Source organism: Pseudonocardia petroleophila (assembly GCF_014235185.1).
In the GTDB taxonomy this organism is placed as follows: domain Bacteria; phylum Actinomycetota; class Actinomycetes; order Mycobacteriales; family Pseudonocardiaceae; genus Pseudonocardia; species Pseudonocardia petroleophila.
This window is the reverse complement of sequence record NZ_CP060131.1, coordinates 3,635,622-3,656,580: the sequence shown is the minus strand read 5'-3', so window position 1 is coordinate 3,656,580 and position 20,959 is coordinate 3,635,622. Positions and strand designations below refer to the sequence as shown.

The following is a 20,959-nucleotide window of genomic DNA, read 5'->3' as shown; positions in this document are numbered from 1 at the left end:
GAAGGGCATCGGGGTGAGGAGCCGTTCCCTCCTGTGCTCCATTCGGGGGACCTGTCGCGATTCGCCCTCGCCCGCTGACGCCACCTGGTACTCCGTTCCCCGTCAGCTCATGACGCGGGCCGGACCGGTACAGCATCGTCGGGGAACGGCAGGGAACGGAAGGGGAACGGCCATGGCGATGATCAGCTACGTGCACGATCGGCCTGCCGAATCGACCCGGCGTCGGCGTCTCGCTCGCGCCCGGCAGCACGCTCTGGCTGCCGTGGCAGGTGCGTCGCTGTTGTCAGCATGCTCGGGAACCGCTCCCGCACCGCCGGAGCCGCAAATGCCGACCGTCACGTCCACGCACGAGATCGCACCGTCCGCCGCGGGAATTGCCGCATACGGGGAGTTCTGGCGGGTGAGCGAGCTGGCGTTCGCAGCACCGACGGCGCAGGACTGGGAGGCGGAGTTGAGCATGGTGGCCCGTGGGCAGGCGTTGACCGACGTCGTCATCGAGGTACGGAACTACGCGAGCGTCCCGGCGCATGTCGAGGGAGCGATCACCCACGACGCGCGTCCCGATCCCGCGCTCGCCCCGCAGCCCGATCGCGTCGCGGTGCTCGACTGCATCGACATCAGTGGGTCGACGCTGGTCGCCGACGCGGACGGCGCGGTGCTCGACGATCAGGCCAGCCAGACCCCGCGCTATCAGTACCGGGCCGAAGTCGTGCGCGACGCCTCCGGCACGTGGCTCGTCGAGACGACCGCGCCCTCGCTGGATCAGCCATGTTGAGACGAGCGGGTTGTCTGACTCTGGCCACAGCGCTGCTCCCGCTGGCCACCGCCGGCGCCGCCTACGCCCAACCACCGCCGTGCGAGGTGGTGGTGAGCAGCGGGCGATGCCTGGTCGAGGCGATCGACCCCGGACGGCCGGGCGGGCCCGCCGAGGCCGACGACACTGGTCCGGATCAGGACGAGAACGGCGGTGACGGCCCGAGTCGAGGCAACCCGCCGAGCGGGCGTCCCACGCAACAAGACGTCCCTGAAGAGCCCGCTCCCCGCCGGCCGTCGCTTCAACCGTTGATCGGCGAGAACGGCGGTCCGACAGGTTTCGTGGCGGGTCCCGATCGCAGCGATGAGCTCCTGGCGCTGCTGGCCGAGGGGGCGGACCCCAACGCTCCGGCACCGCTCGCAGTCGATCCGGCGATCCCTGCCCAGCTCGCGATCAACGAGCTGGAGCTGAGCGGCCCGGTGATCAGGCTGTCCACCGGTGACAACGGATTCGTCGGCGTGCCGGTCTGGTTGTGGATCGAGCGCGACCAGGACCTGACCGGCCCTCGGAGCGCGACGGCCGCCGTCGGCAACGCCGAGGTCACGGCCACCGGTCGCCTGGCGGCGGTGGAATGGGAGTTGGGTCCGTCCGGCGAAAGGGTGGTCTGCGAGGGGCCCGGGACGCCGTGGACGGGTCAGGCCGGGCCGTCGCCCGACTGCGGCTATGTCTACGAGCTGCGGTCGCTGCCCGAACGGACCGGTGGATCGGGGCGCTGGCCGATCGTGGCAACGATCGTCTGGCAGGTCGGCTGGGTCGGGATCTCCGGCGGCGCGCCGGTCTCCGGGCAGCAGACGGTACGGGTTTCCGCCGACACCAGCGTGTCGGTCGGCGAGATTCAGGTTCTCGTTTCCGGAGGTGGATCGTGACGACAGGGATCGCGACGCGTGGCAGCACCACAGCGAGCGGATCGCCGATCACGAACGGAACGCCGACGGACATTCGGCGCCGAGGCCGGGCGCGACGGTTATCGATCGGTGCGTTGATGACGGTGCTGGGGGCGGTGGGCAGTGTGGTCGTGTTCCAGCAGATCGGGGACCGGGTGCCCGCGATCGGCATAGCCCGGACCGTCCCGTTCGGCCAACAGGTCACCGAGCAGGATCTCCGCCAGATCCTGCTGCCGACCGGGTCGGAGCTGGCCCTCGTCGAATGGGAGCGCTCCGACGAGATCGTCGGCCGGTATGCGGTGACCGATCTGCTGCCCGGCCAGATCATGACCCGCGACGCCGTGACCGCGGATCGTCTGCCGGGCCCGGGGCAGGCGATCGTGGGAGTGGCCGTGGAGCCGGGCCAGGTTCCGGTCACGCCGCTGGCACCGCGGGATCAGGTACTGGTCGTCGACGCCGGCGAGAGCAGCGGGTCGGGGGTCGACGCGAGCGTCCTGCGCACCGGCCCGATCGACGTGGGTAGCCGGCGGACCGTCGATCTCCTGGTGTCCGATGTCGACGCACCTCGCGTTGCCCGACTGGCCGAGGCGGGACGAGCCGTGCTCGTCCTGGTCGAGCGGCGGTGACCGATGCTGATCTCCTTCCTCTCTGCCAAGGGCAGTCCGGGCGTCACCACCTCGGTGCTCGCGCTCGCCGCGCGATGGCCACGTGCCGCAATCGCCGTGGACCTCGATCCGCAGGGTGGCGACACCCTGGCCGGGCTGGGCGGAGGCAGGCATCCCGCGCGGCACGGGATCGTCGAACTGCTCGTCGAGGCTCGCAACGAGAGCCTGCACGCGGCGATAGGCCGGCACGTCGTTCGGCCCGCTCCGCACAGCCCGCCGGTGCTCGCCGGCTTCGGGGCCCCGGGCCAGGCGGCGAACGTCCCGTGGGACCTGGTCGGGAGCCATTTGGTCGATGTGCCCGGGGCGGACATCCTGGCCGACTGCGGCCGATTCGTTCTCGACCATTCGGTGTCGGCGGTGCTGCGCCGCAGTGACCTCGTCGTCCTGGTTGCCGGCTCGTCGCTACGGGTTGTGCGCGCCGCCGCGCGGACGCTGCCGCTCATTCGTCGTGAGCTGGGAACAGCCGGTGAGGCGAACCACGGGCACGGTCCGGTCACGCTGGTGATCATCGGCCCCGACATGCCCTACACCGCCGAGGAGATCGCCGGCGGTTGCCAGACCGAGGTTGCCGGGACGCTGCCGCGTGACCCGGTGGCCGCGAGCGTGTGGAGCGACGGAGCACCCACCGGCCGTGGCTTTCAGCGGTCCCGACTGCAGCGCGCGGCCGGTGTCCTCGCCAGAGCGCTGGCCGAGCGGGCGACGGAGTGCCGCGGCGCGGCATCGTCGCGGCCGGGCGCCGGGCTCAACGGCAGGGTGCTGCGATGAGGGAGGGTGCGACGGCCGTCGCCGACCGGCGGCTCGTGAACACGATCCGGACGGCGGTGCTGCACCGTCTGGGTTCCGATGCTCGCCGGGACGGCCTCAGGGCCACTGATCAGCGCGAGCTTCTGCGGTCCTGGGTCGAGGACGAGCTGGCGGTCGAGTCGCGGCGACGGATGACCGACGGAGAGCCGCAGCTCGACCGGTTCACCGAGGTCGCCGTCCTGCGCGCGGTGGAGAACACCGTCTGGGGTCTCGGGCGGCTGCAGCAGCTCCTCGACCTCCACGACGTCGAGGACATCCACATCGTCGGCGCCGACCGGCCGATGCTGCGCATGGCGGACGGATCGCTGCGACGTGCCGCGGAACCGATTGCGGATTCCGACGACGATCTCATCCAGCAGTTGCAGTTCATCGCGGCACACCACGGCGCGTCGGAACGGGCGTTCTCTCCGGCGCAGCCGTGCCTGAACCTCCAGCTGCCCGACGGGTCGCGACTCGCAGCGATGCGCGACGTCGTGCCGCACCCGGTCGTGACCATCCGCCGTCACCGCCTGCTCGACGTCGGGCTCTCCGATCTGGTCCGGCTCGGCACGCTCACCGAGCACGCCGCACGGTTCCTGGCCGCGCTCGTGGGAGCCCGGTGCAGCCTGCTCGTGACCGGAGCACCCGCCTGCGGCAAGACCACCCTGGTGCGCGCGCTCGCAAAGGAGATCCCGGCCGGAGAACGCATCGCCACGTTGGAGACCGAGTACGAACTGGCCCTGCACCGGCTGCCCGGCGCATCACCGTTGCTGGTGGCGTTGGAGACCCGTCCCGGATCCACCGAGATCGACGCCGCAACCGGGCAACGGGCCGGGGAGATCACGCTGTCCGAACTCCTGCACCAGACCCTTCGCATGTCCGTCACCCGGGTCATCGTCGGAGAGGTCCGTGGCGCCGAGGCGCTGCCGATGCTGGAGGCGATGAACGCCGGGATGCCCGGGTCGATGTGCACGCTGCATGCCGGGTCCGCGGCCGACGCCATCGAACGTCTTGTCACCGCCGCGCTCAAGGCGGCCGGCCAGGGCTGGTCGGACACCTTCGTGACCCGCCTCGCTGCGCAGGGCATCGACTACGTCGTGCACATGCGCCACACCGCGCATCCCGGATCCGAGGGACGCCGCCGGTTCGTCGCCGAGATCGCCGAGGTCACCGACGTGAACGAGAACGGCAAGGTCGCCATGAACCGCATCTTCGCCGAGGACCCGGAGTCCGGCGACCCGCGCGCGGTCTTCCGGATGGCCCCGCAGATTCGGTGGCCCTTCCACGAAGCCGGCATCGACATCGGGTTTCTCACCGGCGAGCACCGCGGGACGTCGCCGGTTCACGTGAGGAGGACGCCATGGAACTGAGTCCGATGACCTGGCTGGTGGCGGCATCCGGAGCGCTTGTCGTGGCCGGCTTGACGGTCATGATCGCCGGCCCGGGCCCCGACCGTCCCGCAGCCGGGTCGCGAGTGCGCCGTCGGCCGAACCCGCTGTGGACACTGCTGCGGGCAACACACATCCCGGGAACGGAGCGGAGGCAACACCGCTGGCGGATCGCCGGGTGGATAGTCGCGGGCCTGCTGGTGTGGATGATCACTGGCTGGCCGGCCGCCGGGGCCGCATTGGCCGGCATCGGGGCCTGGTCGCCGTGGTTGCTCGGTTCGGCCCGCGCGGCCCAGGAGCAGATCGGCCGGATCGACGCCTTGTCCACGTGGTGCCGCCGGATGGCCGACACGTTGACGGGCGGCGGAGCGATCGGGCTTGCACAAGCGATCACCCTCACTTCCGATCACGCTCCGCCGCAGATAGCGGGCCCGGTGCGACAGCTGGCCGAACGGCTCCGATCCGGGCACGGCACTCCGCTGGACGCGGTCCGGGAGTTCGCCGACGGCATCGACGACCCGGTCGGTGACTCGGTCGCGGCCGCGCTCGGACTGGCGCTGCACCAGCAGAGCAGCGGCGTGGCTCGCGTCCTGCGCCAACTCGCCGACGGCGTGTCCCGGGACGTGCGCGCCCGTCGCGACATCGAGGCGGAACGCGCCGAAGCGCGCCAATCCATCCGGATGCTGCTCCTCATCCAGGGCGGGGTGCTCGCGATGCTGGCCCTGGTTCCCGGTTTCGCTGCTCCGTACGGGAGCCCGCTCGGGCAGCTCATCATGGCCACCCTGCTGGCCGGCACCTTCGCGCTGCTGATCTGGATGCGCAGGCTCGCAGTGGGATCTTCGGCTCCCCGGTGGTTCGGGGCGAGCCGATGAACGCGCTGCTCCTGGCCACTATCGGTGCCGGCGCACTCATCGGCGCAGGGTTGGCGGTCATCCTGGCCGGGCTGACGAGATGGCATCCGGTCCTCTCGGACGCGTTGGCGATGCTCGATGAACGCCATCCCCGGCCGGCCACCGAAGCAAGCGGAGCACCTGGGACGCGCGCGGCGGTGTTCCGCGTCCTCGTCGACGTTGCACGGCGCCTGCCCGGGTCGGTCGGCGAACGTGATCTGGAGGTCCTCCAGCTCGACCGGGACCGCCACCTGATCGGACGGCTCGGGACCGCGCTGGCGTACGCAGGGATCGGACCGGCGCTCGCCGTTGTTCTGCTGGTGCTGGATGCGAGCCTTCCCGTCGTCGTGCCGACCGGGTTCTGCGTGGTCGGCGCCGTCGTCGGTTGGACGAGCTACGGGCGCCGCACCCGAGATCGGGCCGACGATGTCCGAGAAGAGCTGCGCTACGTCCTCGTCGCCTACCTCCAGCAGGTGAGCCTGCTGCGCCGCGGCGGGGCGGGCATCGCCACCGCGCTCGGCCTCCCACCCCAACTGCTCGACGACAGCGAGCCGATGCGTCGTATCGGCCGTGAACTCGAGCTGGCCGAACGCGCCGGCCTGATGCCGTGGGAGGGCCTGCGTCGATTCGGTACCCAGATCGACGTCAGCGAGCTCGAAGACCTTTCCACGATCGCGGAGACGGCGGGACACGACGGCGGCGCCGTGATCGACACCTTGCTCGCCCGGGCCGAAAGCCTCAACGACGAACTCATCGCCGACGCCCACACGGCCGCGAACCGGGCGACCGGCCAGATGAGCACACCTGGCGCGATCCAGGTCTTCCTGATCGCGGCGTGGGTGCTGTTCCCGGCTGCGGCCACGTTGCTGAGCTCGTGACGACATCGAACAAGAGGAGGAACCGATGGAGAAGATCCGTTTGACCCTGACCCTGCTGGTGATGGATCTGATCGGACGCCTGGGCGCCCGACTGGGCCCGGTCGACGAACGCGGCGGGGGACGCAACACCGACGAGGGCTTCCACATCTCCGGCGGCGCCATCGTGGCGGGCGCTATCGCCGCCGGCGTCGGGGCGTTCATCGCTCAGAAGCTCGGCGCCCTCGGCGAATGATGCGGAGTCGCCATGACGACGCCGACAGACACCGGGGAACGGGGCGGATCCACCAGCGTGCAGATGGCGATCCTGTGGATAGCCATGATCACATTCATCCTGGCCGTCGTCCAGACCGCGCTGCTGTACCTGGCCGGCCAGCTCGCACTCACCGCAGCCGAGGACGGGCTGCGGTCGGGCCGCTACTACGGCGTCGGATCCGCGGAGCAGGCCCGCCTCAGCGCCGAGGACTTCCTCTCCCGCGCCGCGGGCACCACCCTCGGCGCACCGACGGTGGAGGCGGTGATCAGCGACGACGGTGGAACGCTGCAGGTGAGCGTCAGCGGGACCGTGCTCGCAGTCGTTCCCGGTATGGAGCTGCACGTCGACAAGCAGGCGACGGGCGCGATCGAGCAGGTCACGCCATGATCGCGCGAGGGGAACGGGGAGGCGGGCCATCGGTCGAGGCCGCGTTGCTGGCCACGTTGATGGGTCTGCTCATCGGTTTCGTCATCGCCGTCGGACGTCTGGTCGCTGCCGAGTCGGCCTGTGACCAGGCTGCCCGCGCGGCCGCGCGCATCGCCTCCATCGAGCGCGATGCGGCCCAGGCGCAGGTGCAGGGCCAGATGGCGGCCGAATCCGCTGTGGCATCCCAGGGTCTGACGTTGGCGCAGCTCGCCGTCACGATCGACACCAGCCAGTTGAGCCGACCACTCGGCGAGCCGGGCGTCGTACGAGCCGACGTCGCGTGCCAGGTGCGGTGGTCAGACCTCGCTGTGCCGGGCGCGCCTGGATTTCACGATCTTGAAGCGTCGTTCACCAGCCCGATAGACCAATTCCGGGAACGACAGCGATGACCCGGACCGAGGACGAACGGGACCGCGGCGGCGGATCGGTCAGCGCACCGATGGCCATCGCGATGCTGGCGCTGATCGCGGTCAGCGGACTGGCGATCGACGGAGCCCGCAAGGCCCAGCAGATCGCCACTGCCGACGCCACGGCCGAGGAAGCCGCACGCGCGGGCGGTCAGGTCGTCGACCTGGCTGCGGTCCAGCGCGGCGAGGCGGCGCTGGACCCGAACAACGCACGCGCAGCGGCCCAGGAGTACCTGGAGGCCGCTGGCGTGACCGGCGAGGTGTTCCTGGTGGCCCCGGACCGGATCCGGGTAGAGGTCGTCCTCCGGCAACCCACTGTGCTTCTCGGGCTGGTGGGTGTGGACGAGATCTCGGCGACGGGCTCGGCCGAGGCCGATGTCGTGCCGTCGCAGCCCGGGCCGGCTGGTGGGTGATGATCATGTTGCGGCTGGTGCGCGGGCTGATCGCGCTCGTCACCCTGGCCGGGCTGGTCGCGGGAGTCCCGGCCGCTCTGTGGTCGCTCGGGTCGCCGTTCCTCCCCGACCGACTACCGACCGTGGACGACGTCGTCGTGGCACTCACCCGACCCGATGACGGCAGCCTGCTGCTCGGGCTGCTCGTGCTCGTCGGCTGGATCGTCTGGCTGCAGCTCGCCTACTCGATACTGGTCGAGACTGCGGCCCAGGTTCGCTCGCTGCCGATGCACCGTCCTGATCGGTTCGGGTTCCGGACGACCCGCACGCTCGCCGCTTTGCTCATCGGCTGGGTCCTCACCATGGCCGCCACACCGGCGACCGCATCCACCACGGCTCCCGTCACGGTGAGCACATCCTTCCTTCCCGCTGCCGCTGCGTCAGCGGAGTCACCGGCGGGACCCGTTCACGTCGTGCAGGCTCGTGACACGTTGTGGGACATCGCAGCCCGCGTCCTGGGCGATCCGCTGCGGTGGCGCGAGATCTTCGATCTCAACGACGGACATCTCCAGGCTGACGGCGGCCGGCTGAGCGACGGATCGGTTCTGCATGTCGGGTGGGAGCTGCGCCTGCCAGCCGAACCGGACCCTTCCGAGGTACGGGTGCGCGTCGAGGTCGGGGACAGCCTCACCGGTCTCGCAGACCAGCACCTCGGCGACCCGGGTCGGTACCCGGACCTCTACGAGGTCAACGTCGGTGTCCGGCAGCCGGACGGCGGTTATCTGGACGACCCCGACGTGATCCGACCCGGCTGGCTCCTCTCCGTCCCCACCATCGACGGACCCGTCGATCAACCGATGGACGACATCCCGCCGCCTGTCGACGGCACCGGTCCCGAGCCGCCACCCCTCACCACCTCGACACCGACACCCGAGCTCCCTGTCCCGACCGGGGATCCGCTGACGTCGATCCCGCTGCCCGAGACATCGGCACCGACCCCGCCGAGTAACCCGACCGGCGGCACCGACACCGCAGAGACGTCGTTCGCAGTTCCAGCAGCGCTCGTCGTCTCCGGGCTGGCGGCCAGCGGGATCGTCACCGGAATCGTCGCGTACCGGCGTCGTCAGACGCGCTGGCGCCGCACCGGCCGCCAGATCGCCCTGCCGGATCTGGACCATTCCCGGCTCGAGTCCGCCACAGTCACCGCAGCGCAGACCGCCGGGACGCGGTTCCTGGACACCGTGCTGAGATCCCTCACCGTCACGCCCGGCTTGCACGGGCTGCCGTCGTTGGAGGCCGTCTGGCTCGCACCGACGGGTATTGATCTCGTGCTCACCGAGCCACGGGACGCGGTCCCGCCGTTCGTCGCGGAGGACGACGGATCGGTGTGGCACGTCGATGCGGAGGCGGCCTTGCCGATCACGGAGCAGGAGGCCGTCGGTGTCGCGAACCCGTTCCCCGCTCTCGTCTCCCTCGGCACCGGTGAGGACGGCGCGACCCTGCTGGTCGACGCCGAGCGAGCAGGTGCGCTCCACCTCGTCGGCGATCGGACCAGGACGATCGACCTGGTCAGGAACATGGCGGTCGAGCTCGGCACGTGCCGTTGGGCCGATGACACCTCGGTCATGATCGTCGGACTGGAGGCCGGCCTGACAGACCTCCCCCCGAACCGGGTCGAGCAGGTCGAGGACGTCCGGACCGCGGCCGGTCGTCTGCGAGCGGCGATGTCGGCGACGCAGGAGCACCTGGCGAGGGTCGACGGCGGCTCCGTGGTGGACATGCGGGTCCGGGACCAGCTCAGCGACTCCTGGGTCGTCAGTGTCCTGCTTGTGGCCGAGCCCGACGAGACGCAACTGCAGACGCTCGCCGAGCTGTGCCGGGAGCTCGCATCCGGTGCACGAACCTCGGCCGCCGTCATCACCGCCGGAGCATCGACAACGCTTCCCGGGGAACAGGTGCACATCGACTCCGGCGGCACGATGCGGATACCGCGGCTGGACACGGGAACGTTGCGCGCCGAGCAGATGCCCGCCGACATCGCCCTCGGGCTGCTCTCGGTCATCGGCACCGCGCTGGAGCACGACGTGCCGGTACCGTCCGCGCCCCAGCCTCAGCCCTGGGCCGACAGCATGCGCAGCGACGGGTCCCTGCAGCCTGACACGGATTCCCCAGAGGCCGATCCGCTCGTGATCGAAATCGACGATTCGGATGAATCCCCGGCTCGCCAACCGCTCCTTGCGGAGGATGCTGATCAACAGTCTGACCCAGCTGCCCACCGGCGGTTGCTCCTGGTGGAGAAGCAGGACCCGGAGTTGGACGATGACGTCGCGCTGTGGCGCGAGGAGGGACCGTCAGCGCGCCCGCTCGTCTCGATCCTCGGCGAACCGGCCTTCGCCGCTGCCGGTCCCCTGCCCGAGAAGCGGCACAGCTGGTATGTCGAGGTCGTGGTTTACCTGGCGCTGCACCCGGCGGGCGTCGACCGGGACAAGATCACAACCGATCTCTGGCCGGAAGGGAGCACCGTGCGGCCCCCGACGATCCGGCGCGCCGTTGCGGAGGCGCGGCAGTGGGCCGGCAAGGACCGCAGCGTCGACCCACCGGTCGACCACATCCCGAGCATCTCACCCGCCGGCGGTGACCGATACCGGATCACGGGGCACCTCATGGACTGGGACCTGTTCCGGCGCCTGCGCAAACGCGCGCAGGCCCGCGTTGCCGCCGGTCGACGAGCCGACGCGACGGACGACTACGAGAACGCCCTGAGGCTCGTCCGCGGCCCGGTCCTCCACCCCCCGCGGCAGCGGGGATACGGCTGGTTGCACAACCCCGACCAGCGCCACGAGCACCTCATCCCCGGCTTCATCATCGACACCGCTCACGAGCTGGTCGACCTCGCACTCGACGACGGTGACATCGCGCGCGCCCGGTTCGCGGCCGAGACGGCCCAACGGGTCGACCCGGACCGCACCTTTGACCGCCCGTTCACCGACCTGATGCGCATCGCCCACGCAGCGGGCGATCTCGCCGAGATGCGCGAACACGCCGAGCTGCTCCTCGCCGAGCGAGGGTTCGAGGTCGGCGAGGACCTTCCACCCGAGAGCTTCGCCGTGTTCGACGCGTTGTTCCCGCACGGCCTCCGCGTCCCGACCAGCTGAGGACCGACCCGGTGGCGGCGATCCTCGTGACGGCCAGCTGCGCCGTCGGCGCGGCCGCGCTCACACCCCTGCTGGTGCGCCTCGCAGCGGCGACGGCGCATCGCAAAGCCGTGACCACGACGCCGGTTCGCCTCGCGCTGGCCGCGACGCTCGGAGGCGTCGGTGCCGCAGCGGGCGCACGGCTCGACACCGCCCACGCGGTCGGGCTGCTCCCCCTACTGATCCTGGCCGGTGCTGCGGCGCTCGTCGACGCCCGTGAGCGCAGGCTCCCCGACGTTCTCACCGGCTGCCTCGCGGCCGTCGTCGCCATGGCGACCACTTTGGCTGTCGTCGGCGGGCACGCCAACGGCACACGGGCGATGTACGGCTTTCTCACCGGTCTCCTCCTCGCGATCATCGGGAAGGGGCTGAGCGACCGGGCGGTGGGCTGGGGCGACGTCAAACTCGCACCGAGCCTGACCGCGTGCCTGGCCTGGAGCGGCTGGTTCACCGTGTACCTCGGCCTGCTCGCCTGGGCATTACTCATCCTGGCGACCGCGGGCCTGCTCGCGGTCCGTTCAGGTCGGGCCGTGATCGTGCCGTACGGCCCCGCGATGGTCACCGGAACTCTGATGGCGGTGCTGGTCACGGCCTGATCGCGCCGCGACCGGGCGCAGCTCGGTGGCTCGACGGTTGGGCGGGGCGCGGGGAACGGCCGGGCACGTCGCCGAGTGCTGCGCGGGCGCCGGACGCATCATTCTGCTGATTGAGGAGTTCGACGGCGTCGTCGTCGGCCTCGACTGCAAGTGCGCGGGACGCGGCTCGGAACGGCTGCCGTGTCGCCTCCTCGCCGGGGGTCGGCGAGGACGCGGCCCGTTGAGGCGGCGGTGCCGGGGAAGCGGACGATGCATCGAGGTCGACGCCGGCGAACCTCTCGGCGATCACCCCGTCGACCTCGCTCGACACACCCCGCAGATTCCGCGCGACCGCCTGGTGCTGCGCGCGTCGGGGATCGAGGTCGGCCACGGCAGCGGCCTCATCTGCGGTGCCCCACCGGTCCTGGCCCAGTCGCAGCGGCCGATCGGTCACGCTCCACCCGACGAGCTCCCGAGCAGGCCGAGTGAGGATGTGCTCCCGCAACGCTCCGGCCAGGTCGTGGTTCGCCAGCTCGGCGCCGACGGGACCGAGCCCGGGAACGAACCCGACGACCGCCCAGCTGTCGCGGCCGAGGCTGGACATCGACACGACCATCGCCTCACGCTTCATCTGCCCGGCCAGCAACCCACGCGCAGCGCGATAGGTGTCGTTGTCGAGCGGACGCGGCAACGGCCCGGCCGCTGCGGATGGATCGCCGGTGGCGTTGGCGAGGGCCACCCGCCCTGCGTCCACGTCGCGCGCCGCCCGTCGCCGACCCGGGCGGTCCCGCGCCACGGCAGCACGCCGGTGCCGGACCAGCCCGTCAGCGATGAACGTGGCGACGTGCGCGAGCTGGTACAGCTCGTAACCGGGAACCGCGAGCAGCGGGTAGTCGGTGCTCATGGCGCCATCCCCGACGTCGGCGGCCGGAGACGCGACACCGACGCCGGAGCCGGCGGCTGAGCCGCCGCACCGGATGCATTAGGCCGCAGCCGCGACGGCGTCGCCCGCAGATCCCGCTTGACCAGCGCCGGGAAGAAGGCGTCCGACGCGATGTCGACGGCACCCCGCAGCACCCGCTCGGAGCCCGGCGGCACGAAGACGTGCCGAGCGAGGTTGTAGGCATCGCGGAACGCGTTGGTACAGCTGTGGAAGGCGCCATGGTCCCGTACCTCGAACGCGACACGACCGAGCTGGACCCGCAGATACGAGCGATTCGTCTGCTCCCCCTCTCCGACGATGGTCACGCTGGACGCCGGACGGCCGATGGCGTTGACGACGACACCCGGTTCGGGCATCCCCCGCAAGCCCCGGATGCTCCTGCGGTCGGCATTGACCGGCAGCGCCTTGGCCGCTTCGTGGCTCTCCAGCCATACGTTGAGGAAGTGCTCCGCCGTCGTCTCCTGATGCAGATACAGCAGGGTCCGGCCGATCCGCACCGCCACGGCCGCCTCGTCCGTGCCCGGATGCTGCACGGTGACGGCCGTGTCCTGGGCTCCGACCAGCCGCACGATCGCCAGTACGGCCTGGTCACTGCCGCGCGTCACGGCCGCGGGCCTGTTGATCGTCGCGTCATCCTCGCCTCGCTCTCCGGCACCACCTGTGTGGCCGAGCCTGGCTCCCGCGGGAATCCGGCGCGTTCCCTCCCGCTCCCCGGTGCCCCTCTCGAGCCAAGGTGGGGATCGCGCCGCGCCAGGTGGCGGGCCTGCAGGCGGGCGCCCGCGGCGTCGGCCGCGGCGGCCTGATGCGCGCGGTCCCGTTCGCGTTGCCAGGCCGCGATCTCGTGCAGGAGCCCGGCCACAGCGATCGCCAGGGCCACCGAGCCGGCCGCGTCCTTCCCGCGGAAGCCGCGGACGGCGAGCAGTCGCCGTGCGAGCATCCTCAGTTCCGTCCCCACGGGGCCGACGTCGGGAACCCGCCCACCCGGCGCCCGCGAGGCTCGCTCGTACCGTTCTGCGGCGTCCGACCAGCCCTGCTTGTGACCCCGGTCGTTCGCGGCAAGCGCGGTCAGCACGTCGCCGGTGGCATGGACGATGCCGTCGACACCTTCTCGCGGGTCCGGCGCACCGACGGCCACACGGGCGCGGACGACGACGTCCTCGGCCTCCGCGGACGACGGTCGTTCAGCCGGACCGGGCCGGTCCGCGTTCTGGGCCCAGCGGCGGCACAGCTGCGGCAACGACAAGTCCGGGGCGAGCTTGCTGCCGCTGAAGAAGACCTGCTGGCCCGCCGCCGTAACGTCACCCGCCCTCCCAATCCGGTAGCCCAGCGCGTCACCCGACGGACCTCGCCGCAGCTCCGCCCGATAGCCCATCGCCCGCAGCTCCTCGACGAACTCCTCCGGCCCGCCCGCCCGGATGGCCGCCTCGTGCGCGGCGCGGCGCAGCTCCGGTCTCGCCGGACCGCGCCCCTGCCGTGCCGCCTTCTCGAGCTCGCCCCGACCCGGCCGCCGGGCCGCCGTGTCGTCTGCCACGGCGGTGAAGGTCAGGCCGAGACGCTGCTCGATGGCCCGCGCGGTCGCACGCAGCTTCGGGTAGTCGTGATGCGGCCAGAACCGACGGCCGGTGTCCTGGCGCACCAGGACGGCCGCGATGTGGATGTGGTCCTCCGCGTGCCGGATCGTCACCCACCGCGGCCCACCCGGATCGCCGCGCTCGGCGATGCCCGCACCATCAAGCAGTTCCCGAGCGATGTCCGCCCACTGCCCGTCATCCAGGGTGCGGTCCGACGCGGCCAGCCGGGCCGAGCAGTGCCACACGTACCCGCGCTTCGACCCGTTCTGCGGCGCGCGGGTCGGTAGGCCCGCCGCGATCGCCGGCGCGTGCAGCGCATCCACCAGCGGGCCGAGCTGCAGGTCGTACTCGGAGGGTCCCGTCCGCTCCGGCTGCCAGCCCGCGTCGAGGCCGTCCCAGCTCGCGATGACCCGCGGTGAACGATGCACCTCGGACGTGCCCGGGCCCAGCAGGTAGGCCAGCAAACCGGCCGGCCGCCAGCCGTGAACGACCTTCGTGATCACCGGCCCTGGCGCCCGCCGCGGGCTCCCGCACGCCGGCCCCCCGTGCCGGCTGCGAGGGCTGCTGCCGTCGCAGCGTCGACCCGACCCAGAAGCTCACCAGCCAGGTCCGCGGCACTCGTCCTCTGTGGGCCTGCCGTGACCTGCTCGATCACGTCCACGGCCCGGCGGACATCGGCGCGGAACCGGACCAGCTCGACGACGAGCTCCTGCCACGTCACTGGCACCGGGTCCGCCTCGCCCTGCGCGCGCCCCACGGCGAGCTGCCCGACCCAAGCACCGACCGACAACCCCTCACGCCGCGCGGCCGCGCCGACAACATCAGCTTCGGTGGGACTCAGACGCACCCGTACCTCGTGCCGCCGGGGAGCGTCGACCGGCGGGCGACGTCGACGCTGCCCTGGCCCAGGACGGTTGGCGCTGCTCACCCGAGCGAGGCTGCCCGCCGAGGCGTCCGCAGCCGTGCCCTGCGGTTCCCCAGCGCCAACCACCGCACCGAAGTCGCGCTGCCGGCTCAGGGCAGAGAGATCCTCCGCCGGCAGGGCCTGCATGCCGTACCCGCCGGATCGTCAAGGAGCGAGGTCAGCAGCACCAGCTGCCCACAGAGCGCGACGGGACCGGGCGGATCACGACGCGGCGGCAGCTGATCGACCGGCACCGCATGGAAAAGCCGATCCCGCGCATCGCGCAACCATGCCACCGCGAGCGGGTCGAACTCCTCATCCGGGGGCATCGAGCAACACCCCGCGACGCGGCCCGTACCGCGACGCCACAATCCAAAACCCGATTGCCACAACCCGAACCCTCCCGCCCGCCCGCCCGCCTCAACCAATCGATTGCAGCAAGGGCGGCAGAGGCGCGGAGCCGCAGTCGAGGACCTGTGGATAAGTCCTGACCGCGGTGTTCGCTGTGGACAGAAGTGGCCGGAACCCCCCGGTTCCGGCCACCGACACCGCGCATGAGTAGACCGAAGGTCTACTTAGCGCATATCTTGCTCCGCCAGGGGGAACAGCGTCACGAACGACGAGGTCAGGGGCCGGTTCTATCTTCGCTCAGCTTACGAACTCCCCACCCATCGAGGGTCGGACAAACAGACCCGGCCGGAATCGGCCGTGCTTCACCGGCATCCACGGCGAAACCAATGACGTGGTGATTGTCCGCCGGCCTCATCAAGGTTTCGTAGCCTGCGCTGCTCTAGGGGCATTGTCGTGATGGATGTGCAAATAGCGCACGGATGTATCGGCATCTGGATCTCTGGCCAGGAGGGGGAACGATGCAGACCGCTACGCCTGCCAACCCTCGGCAGCGCGTAGCGACCGATACCTGAGCCGCTACATCGACGGCACAGGAGTCGGCAATGACAATCCAGACCACCTTGCCCCCGAAGTGGTACACGACCGCACAGGTCGCGGAGATGCTCGGCTTCGGCCTGTACAAGACGAAGTCACTCATCGCCAGCGGTGAACTCCGGTCACTCAAGGACGGCAGATACCGACGGATCCTCCCCGAATGGGTGGACGAGTACGTTTCGAGACGAGTTCAGGAGTACGAAGCATGACTGGACGGGCCCGCGCCAACGGCGAGGGATCGATCTTCGCCTATCGCAACGGGTTCGCCGCATACTCCTGGGTTCGGACACCGGCAGGCAGGAGGCAGAAGAAGTGGGTCTACGGCAAGACCCGGGAGCAGGTGCACGACAAGTGGATCGTCCTCCAGCAACGCGCCAAGGCCGGTCCGGTCGCGAACCGCGTTCCTACGCTCGGCGAGCACCTGCACTACTGGCTCGACGAGGTCGTGCGTCCCAACCTCGCGCCGTTGACCTACCAGACCTACGAGACGATCGTCCGGCTGTACATCGAACCTGGGCTGGGGGCGAAACGGCTCGACCGCCTGCAGGTGCGCGATGTCCAGACCTGGATCAACGGAACCGCTCGGGCGTGCCAGTGCTGCGTCCAGGAAAAGGACGTCCGTCGCCCTCCTGACAAGCAACGTTGCTGCGCCGTCAGTCGCTGCTGTCAGACGACGATCTCCCCACGAACCCTCTCCGACATTCGCGGATGTCTTCGATCCGCGCTCGGCCAGGCCGTGACCGAGGAACTCATCAGCCGCAACGTCGCCGCCGCGGTCAAGCTGCCCAAGGTTCGCAGCCGATCAAACCGACGTCAGGCTTGGACGAGCGACGAGGCACGACGATTCCTCGAGTCTGCCCGTGCCGATGACGATCCGCTCTACGCGGCCTACGTCCTCATCCTCGTGCTCGGATTGCGAAAGGGCGAAGTGCTCGGGCTCACCTGGGCGGCCATCGACATCGATCAGTACGCCGTCAAGATCACTCTTCAACTCCAGCGGGTCAGCCGGCAGCTGCTGCACCGCGAGACGAAGACAGAGGGATCCGACGCCGCACTCCCCCTCCCCGACATCTGCGTGGCCGCCCTCCGCCTGCGCTGCGGCGCGCAGCAAGGTGCCCGCGATGCGGCTGGCTCTGCATGGCGGGGGAACGACCTGGTCTTCACGACCCGCTTCGGCACGCCGATAGAGCCGCGCAACTTCAACCGTTCCTGGGATGCACGGTGCAGAAAGGCCGATGTCCGCAAGATCACCGTGCATGACGGGCGCCGCAGCTGTGGCACGCTGCTCGCAGACCTCGACGTCCACCCCCGCGTGGCCATGCAAATCCTCCGGCACGCGCAGTTCGCGCTGACCATGGAGATCTACACATTGGCATCGCCAGAGGCGACGAAGGAGGCCTTGAAGCGGCTTGGCGCCAGCCTCGACCAATAAGGGAGCTCGCGACAACGACAGACCAGTCAGTGCATTGCCAGACGACGCGATATCGGAACGTCGCGCGAGTGCTGGCTGGACCTGGCCGCCGTGCTGGGGTGGGCCGAGCGGACCGAGCACGTCCGGCGGGTGGACGCGCTCGGGGCAGTCGACATGGCGCGGCCCGGCGGGAGATCGTCCGCCTGGTCGGCCTGATCGCCGGTAGCTAGTGCCTCGTCCAGGAAGGTCGGGGACGTAACCGGGTCGGCTTGATCAGCCCCGGCCGCGGCAGGAGGCTGTCCGCCGGAGGTGGTGGGCGTGCCGCGACAGCTCGAGGTCTTCGTCCGGGAGCTGACCCCGGACGAGGCCGAGCGTCTAGTGAAGATCACCAGGACCGCGCGAGACCGGGTCAGGCTGCGTCGGGCAGGGATCGTGCTCGCATCGGTACAGGGCCGCAGCGCGGCCGAGGCGGCGGCGATGTTCGCGGCCAAGGCGCAGTACGCGCGGGAGGTGATCCACGCGTTCAACGCCCAGGGTTTCGCGGCGCTGGACCCAAAATGGAGCGGGGGCCGACCTCCTAAGTTCGGTCACCACGTCCGCGAGCTGATCTGCCGGGTCGCCCGCACTCCACCACAGCAGGCCGGGCGCCCGTTCACCACATGGAGCCTGACCAAGCTGGTCGAACACCTCGCCAAGACCCACCGGGTCGTGGTCAGCGTCGAGACCGTCCGCCAGGTCCTGCGCGCGGCCGGGGTCCGCTGGCAGGCCACCAAGACCTGGAGGGCCAGCCGGGACCCGCAGTTCAGCGAGAAGATGGCGCGGATCCTCGACCTCTACGACCGCTGCGCCGACGGACAGATCCCTGACAGCGGCCGGGTAATCTGCGTGGACGAGTTCGGGCCGCTGAACCTGCAGCCTGTCAACGACGGCTGAAAACTGACCCCTCAGCGACGGTTGAAAGTTGACCCCCTCGGTGGTTCATGGTTCGTCGGTGGTGGCCGCGGGGACGCGGCCGAGGTTGCGGTCCTTGAGCCGGTAGCTGTCGCCCTTGAGGGAGATGACCTCGGCGTGGTGGACCAGGCGGTCGATCATCGCCGCGGCGACGACGTCGTCGCCGAACACCTCGCCCCAGCGTCCGAAGGGCTTGTTGCTGGTGACGATCAGGCTGGCCCGTTCGTAGCGTCCGGAGACAAGTTGGAAGAACAGGTTCGCCGCTTCGGCCTCGAAGGGGATGTAGCCGACCTCGTCGATGACCAGCAGCGGGAACCGGCCCAGCCGGACGAGCTCGGTCTGCAGGCGGCCGGCGTGGTGGGCCTCGGCGAGGCGGGCGACCCACTCGCTGGCGGTGGCGAACAGGACCCGGTGCCCGGCCTTACAGGCCCGGATCGCCAGACCGATCGCGAGGTGGGTTTTCCCGGTCCCGGGCGGTCCGAGGAACACCACGTTGTCTCGTGCGGTGACGAAGTCCAACGTCCCCAGATGCGCGATGGTGTCCCGCTTCAGCGCGCGGGCGTGGTCGAAGTCGAACTCCTCCAATGACTTCCGGGGGGGAACCGGGCAGCCCGGATCCGGCCCTCACCGCCATGGGAGTCCCGGGCGGCGACCTCGCGCTGCAGGCAAGCGGCCAGGAACTCCTCGTGCGACCAGTTCTCACTGCGGGCCCGTTCGGCCAGGCGCGGCACCGACTCCCGCAGAGTCGGGGCCTTCAGCGCGCGGGTCAGGAATGCGATCTCACCGGTCAGGTCCCGCCCGGGCAGCGAGCCGGTCGCCTTGCCCGCCATCACGCCACCCGCCCGTCGTCGAGGTCGCCGACACTGCTGTCGAGGCCCAGCGCGGTGTCGTAATCGGACAGGCAGCGCAGCTCGACATCGGTGTCGACGGTTCGTGGCCGGGTGGCGTGCCGGTCGCGCAGGACGCGGGCCGCAGCGACATGGGCAGGGTCGTGGACGCTCTGGTGCCGCGCCCAGCACCGTGGATGATCAGCAACCAGGCGGCCGTCGCAGAGCACCTGAACCCGGTCGAGACCGGCGACGACCTCGATCCGGCGGCCGATGGCGCCGGGATCGACCGAGTAGTCATTGGCGTCGAACCGGACGTAGTGATCCCGCGGCAGCCGCAGCGATGATCGCCAACCCGTCGCCGGGGCGATCGGCGGCAACGCCAGCATCGCGGCCCGGTCCGCGTCGACCCGGGCGGTCGGGGCGCATCGGAGGACCCGTTTGACCCGTCCGTTGGCCAGCATCAGCCACTCGGCGAGCTGGGTGTTGAAGTCCGCCGGGGAGTCGAAGGTGCGTCCGGGCAGGAACGAGGTCTCGAGATAGCCGTTCGCCCGCTCCACCACACCCTTGGCCTCCGGGTCGGCCGGAGCGCAGATGTGGACCTTCGCCCCGAGTGTTCCGCGGAACGCATGGGTGTCCTCGGTGAGCACGGTGACCTTGCCGCGGCGGCGTCCGACCGCGGCCTCGCCGTCCCAGACCAAGGTCCGTGGCACCGCGCCGAGCCCGCCGATCAGCTGCCACCAGCCGGCGAACAGGTCCTGTGCCGCTCTCGAGGGCACCAGCACCGCCGAGAGCCAACGGGAGTAACCGCAGACCATCACCAGCACCGGCAACCTGACCGCGGAGCGCGTCTGACCGAACCCGACCGGCAACTCGATGTCGGGGAACCAGAAGTCGCACTGCGCGATCTCGCCCGGCTCATAGGCGGTCCGCGACGCGGGATCAGGCGGCAGATAGATCGGGCGCAGCTCCCTCACCCGGTCCTTGAGCACGGTCAACGAGCGGCTCCAGCCGATCCGTTCCGCGATCACCGTCGCCGGCATCTCCGGCCAGGACACCAACAGTTCCCGGATCCGCGGCTCCACCGCGTCGACCACCGAGCCCCGCGGCACACGCCGATACCGCGGCGGCTCCTCGCTAACCAAGGCGCTCTTCACAGTGTTCTTCGAACACCCCAGCACCCGCGCGATCGCCTTGATCGGCATCCCCTCGGCCCGATGCAGCCGACGGATCTCCGCCCAGTCCTCCACGCTCAACACCCTCCTGATCATCGGGAGGGGGTCAACATTCACCCGTCGCCAGGGGGTCAGCTTTCAGGCGTCGTCGACACAGCCCCGGCCGGGCCGCGGCTGGTTCCCCAGCCGGAGCCCGGCAAGGTTGCGGGCGACCTACAACCGCTACGGAGGAGTCCGGCACATGCTCGCCGGACTCGACCTGGCCTCGGGCCAACTGTTCTACCGGCTACGAGACCGCAAGCGCTGGCAAGAGTTCCTCGCCTTCCTCCGCCAGCTTCGGCCCGGTTCCCGACCGGACGGCTCTACATCGTCTGCGACAACTTCTCCCCGCATCGCAAGGCCGAGGTCGCCGACTGGTGCGCCGAGCACGAAGTCGAGCTGGTGCTCACCCCGACCTACGCCTCCTGGCTGAACTGGATCGAGTCGGAGTTCACCGCGCTGCGCTACTTCACCCTCGACGGCAGCGACTACCCGTCCCACACCGCACAGGAAGCCGCGATCGCCGGCTACGTCCGCTGGGCCAACCGCCACGCCCCACCAAAGCGACGCTTCGCGCCCGAGTCCAAGATCCGCAGACCCGACTACCTACCGAACGTTGCCTGACGAGGCACTAGGAACGTCCA

At 70.4% G+C, this 20,959-nt stretch carries 21 protein-coding genes and 1 pseudogene; 17 read left to right on the top strand and 5 right to left on the bottom strand.

All coding sequences use genetic code 11. The annotated features are described in order from the left end of the window. Positions 1-172 precede the first annotated feature (172 nt). From H6H00_RS18280 to H6H00_RS18220, 13 genes are all read left to right on the top strand, one after another. Positions 173-775: a hypothetical protein gene (locus tag H6H00_RS18280; protein ID WP_185716964.1), complete on the top strand. Its 603-nt coding sequence runs from the start codon at positions 173-175 to the stop codon at positions 773-775. Between the two features lie 92 nt (positions 776-867). After that, positions 868-1,680: a hypothetical protein gene (locus H6H00_RS18275; protein WP_185716963.1), complete on the top strand. Its 813-nt coding sequence runs from the start codon at positions 868-870 to the stop codon at positions 1,678-1,680. Beyond that, positions 1,677-2,324, top strand: coding sequence for a hypothetical protein (locus tag H6H00_RS18270; protein ID WP_185716962.1), 648 nt, complete (start codon positions 1,677-1,679; stop codon positions 2,322-2,324). Before H6H00_RS18275 ends, H6H00_RS18270 begins: the two co-directional genes overlap by 4 nt. Before the next feature lie 3 nt (positions 2,325-2,327). Beyond that, positions 2,328-3,128 carry a CpaE/TadZ family protein gene (locus H6H00_RS18265; RefSeq protein ID WP_185716961.1) on the top strand — a complete coding sequence of 267 codons (801 nt, stop codon included), beginning with the start codon at positions 2,328-2,330 and terminating at the stop codon, positions 3,126-3,128. 35 nt (positions 3,129-3,163) lie between these two features. After that, positions 3,164-4,516, top strand: a complete 1,353-nt coding sequence (locus H6H00_RS18260) for a TadA family conjugal transfer-associated ATPase (RefSeq protein ID WP_185716960.1) — start codon at positions 3,164-3,166, stop codon at positions 4,514-4,516. Further along, positions 4,507-5,406 carry a type II secretion system F family protein gene (locus H6H00_RS18255; RefSeq protein WP_185716959.1) on the top strand — a complete coding sequence of 300 codons (900 nt, stop codon included), beginning with the start codon at positions 4,507-4,509 and terminating at the stop codon, positions 5,404-5,406. Before H6H00_RS18260 ends, H6H00_RS18255 begins: the two co-directional genes overlap by 10 nt. Further along, positions 5,403-6,302: a hypothetical protein gene (locus tag H6H00_RS18250; protein ID WP_185716958.1), complete on the top strand. Its 900-nt coding sequence runs from the start codon at positions 5,403-5,405 to the stop codon at positions 6,300-6,302. The genes H6H00_RS18255 and H6H00_RS18250 overlap by 4 nt, the downstream gene beginning before the upstream one ends. Positions 6,303-6,327: 25 nt before the next feature. Next, positions 6,328-6,534, top strand: a complete 207-nt coding sequence (locus tag H6H00_RS18245) for a hypothetical protein (RefSeq protein ID WP_185716957.1) — start codon at positions 6,328-6,330, stop codon at positions 6,532-6,534. Between the two features lie 12 nt (positions 6,535-6,546). Further along, positions 6,547-6,942 carry a TadE family protein gene (locus H6H00_RS18240; protein WP_185716956.1) on the top strand — a complete coding sequence of 132 codons (396 nt, stop codon included), beginning with the start codon at positions 6,547-6,549 and terminating at the stop codon, positions 6,940-6,942. Continuing rightward, a complete protein-coding gene (locus H6H00_RS18235; protein ID WP_185716955.1) occupies positions 6,939-7,370 on the top strand; it encodes a TadE/TadG family type IV pilus assembly protein in 432 nt (143 codons plus the stop codon). The genes H6H00_RS18240 and H6H00_RS18235 overlap by 4 nt, the downstream gene beginning before the upstream one ends. Beyond that, on the top strand, positions 7,367-7,801 hold the full coding sequence (locus H6H00_RS18230) for a TadG family pilus assembly protein (RefSeq protein WP_185716954.1): 435 nt from the start codon (positions 7,367-7,369) through the stop codon (positions 7,799-7,801). Before H6H00_RS18235 ends, H6H00_RS18230 begins: the two co-directional genes overlap by 4 nt. A 5-nt stretch (positions 7,802-7,806) precedes the next feature. Then, complete coding sequence (locus tag H6H00_RS18225; RefSeq protein ID WP_185716953.1) at positions 7,807-10,935, top strand: LysM peptidoglycan-binding domain-containing protein; 3,129 nt, start codon at positions 7,807-7,809, stop codon at positions 10,933-10,935. Positions 10,936-10,946: 11 nt separating this feature from the next. Next, complete coding sequence (locus H6H00_RS18220) at positions 10,947-11,570, top strand: prepilin peptidase (protein WP_185716952.1); 624 nt, start codon at positions 10,947-10,949, stop codon at positions 11,568-11,570. Here the strand turns inward: H6H00_RS18220 and H6H00_RS18215 are convergent. From H6H00_RS18215 to H6H00_RS18205, 3 genes are read right to left on the bottom strand one after another with little or no spacing between them, the layout of a single operon-like run. Beyond that, positions 11,560-12,453, bottom strand: a complete 894-nt coding sequence (locus H6H00_RS18215) for a hypothetical protein (RefSeq protein ID WP_185716951.1) — start codon at positions 12,451-12,453, stop codon at positions 11,560-11,562. The two genes, H6H00_RS18220 and H6H00_RS18215, sit on opposite strands and share 11 nt — an antisense overlap. Next, a complete protein-coding gene (locus H6H00_RS18210; RefSeq protein WP_185716950.1) occupies positions 12,450-13,097 on the bottom strand; it encodes a hypothetical protein in 648 nt (215 codons plus the stop codon). Before H6H00_RS18210 ends, H6H00_RS18215 begins: the two co-directional genes overlap by 4 nt. Then, positions 13,094-14,566 (bottom strand): relaxase/mobilization nuclease domain-containing protein, encoded by a 1,473-nt coding sequence (locus H6H00_RS18205; protein ID WP_185716949.1) that lies wholly within the window; start codon positions 14,564-14,566, stop codon positions 13,094-13,096. Before H6H00_RS18205 ends, H6H00_RS18210 begins: the two co-directional genes overlap by 4 nt. 1,354 nt (positions 14,567-15,920) lie before the next feature. Between H6H00_RS18205 and H6H00_RS18200 the strand changes: the two genes are divergently transcribed. The 3 genes from H6H00_RS18200 (at position 15,921) to H6H00_RS18190 (ending at position 18,256) form a co-directional block, all read left to right on the top strand. Continuing rightward, positions 15,921-16,121, top strand: a complete 201-nt coding sequence (locus H6H00_RS18200) for a helix-turn-helix domain-containing protein (RefSeq protein WP_221775580.1) — start codon at positions 15,921-15,923, stop codon at positions 16,119-16,121. Further along, positions 16,118-17,344, top strand: a complete 1,227-nt coding sequence (locus H6H00_RS18195) for a tyrosine-type recombinase/integrase (RefSeq protein WP_185716948.1) — start codon at positions 16,118-16,120, stop codon at positions 17,342-17,344. The genes H6H00_RS18200 and H6H00_RS18195 overlap by 4 nt, the downstream gene beginning before the upstream one ends. A gap of 288 nt (positions 17,345-17,632) precedes the next feature. Continuing rightward, positions 17,633-18,256, top strand: coding sequence for an IS630 family transposase (locus tag H6H00_RS18190; protein ID WP_344735896.1), 624 nt, complete (start codon positions 17,633-17,635; stop codon positions 18,254-18,256). 45 nt (positions 18,257-18,301) lie between these two features. On the opposite strand, the pseudogene istB reads toward H6H00_RS18190, so the two are convergent. Together istB and istA are read right to left on the bottom strand one after the other, a co-directional pair. Then, a pseudogene (gene istB / locus H6H00_RS18185) lies at positions 18,302-19,104 on the bottom strand (IS21-like element helper ATPase IstB). Beyond that, a complete protein-coding gene (istA, locus tag H6H00_RS18180) occupies positions 19,104-20,360 on the bottom strand; it encodes an IS21 family transposase (RefSeq protein WP_221775579.1) in 1,257 nt (418 codons plus the stop codon). The pseudogene istB and the gene istA overlap by 1 nt, the downstream one beginning before the upstream one ends. Between istA and H6H00_RS18175 the strand changes: the two genes are divergently transcribed. Next, positions 20,319-20,939, top strand: a complete 621-nt coding sequence (locus tag H6H00_RS18175) for a transposase (protein WP_255425244.1) — start codon at positions 20,319-20,321, stop codon at positions 20,937-20,939. The genes istA and H6H00_RS18175 overlap by 42 nt on opposite strands. The last annotated feature ends 20 nt before the right edge of the window (positions 20,940-20,959 follow it).

Excerpts from the sequence above, each read along its gene's own strand:
- H6H00_RS18245 (WP_185716957.1), top strand. The coding sequence starts at position 6,328 with ATGGAGAAGATCCGTTTGACCCTGACCCTGCTGGTGATGGATCTGATC.
- H6H00_RS18265 (WP_185716961.1), top strand. The coding sequence starts at position 2,328 with ATGCTGATCTCCTTCCTCTCTGCCAAGGGCAGTCCGGGCGTCACCACC.
- H6H00_RS18225 (WP_185716953.1), top strand. The coding sequence starts at position 7,807 with ATGTTGCGGCTGGTGCGCGGGCTGATCGCGCTCGTCACCCTGGCCGGG.
- H6H00_RS18250 (WP_185716958.1), top strand. The coding sequence starts at position 5,403 with ATGAACGCGCTGCTCCTGGCCACTATCGGTGCCGGCGCACTCATCGGC.
- H6H00_RS18235 (WP_185716955.1), top strand. The coding sequence starts at position 6,939 with ATGATCGCGCGAGGGGAACGGGGAGGCGGGCCATCGGTCGAGGCCGCG.
- H6H00_RS18255 (WP_185716959.1), top strand. The coding sequence starts at position 4,507 with ATGGAACTGAGTCCGATGACCTGGCTGGTGGCGGCATCCGGAGCGCTT.
- H6H00_RS18240 (WP_185716956.1), top strand. The coding sequence starts at position 6,547 with ATGACGACGCCGACAGACACCGGGGAACGGGGCGGATCCACCAGCGTG.
- H6H00_RS18175 (WP_255425244.1), top strand. The coding sequence starts at position 20,319 with ATGCAGCCGACGGATCTCCGCCCAGTCCTCCACGCTCAACACCCTCCT.
- H6H00_RS18195 (WP_185716948.1), top strand. The coding sequence starts at position 16,118 with ATGACTGGACGGGCCCGCGCCAACGGCGAGGGATCGATCTTCGCCTAT.
- H6H00_RS18230 (WP_185716954.1), top strand. The coding sequence starts at position 7,367 with ATGACCCGGACCGAGGACGAACGGGACCGCGGCGGCGGATCGGTCAGC.
- H6H00_RS18280 (WP_185716964.1), top strand. The coding sequence starts at position 173 with ATGGCGATGATCAGCTACGTGCACGATCGGCCTGCCGAATCGACCCGG.
- H6H00_RS18200 (WP_221775580.1), top strand. The coding sequence starts at position 15,921 with ATGACAATCCAGACCACCTTGCCCCCGAAGTGGTACACGACCGCACAG.
- H6H00_RS18215 (WP_185716951.1), bottom strand. The coding sequence starts at position 12,453 with ATGAGCACCGACTACCCGCTGCTCGCGGTTCCCGGTTACGAGCTGTAC.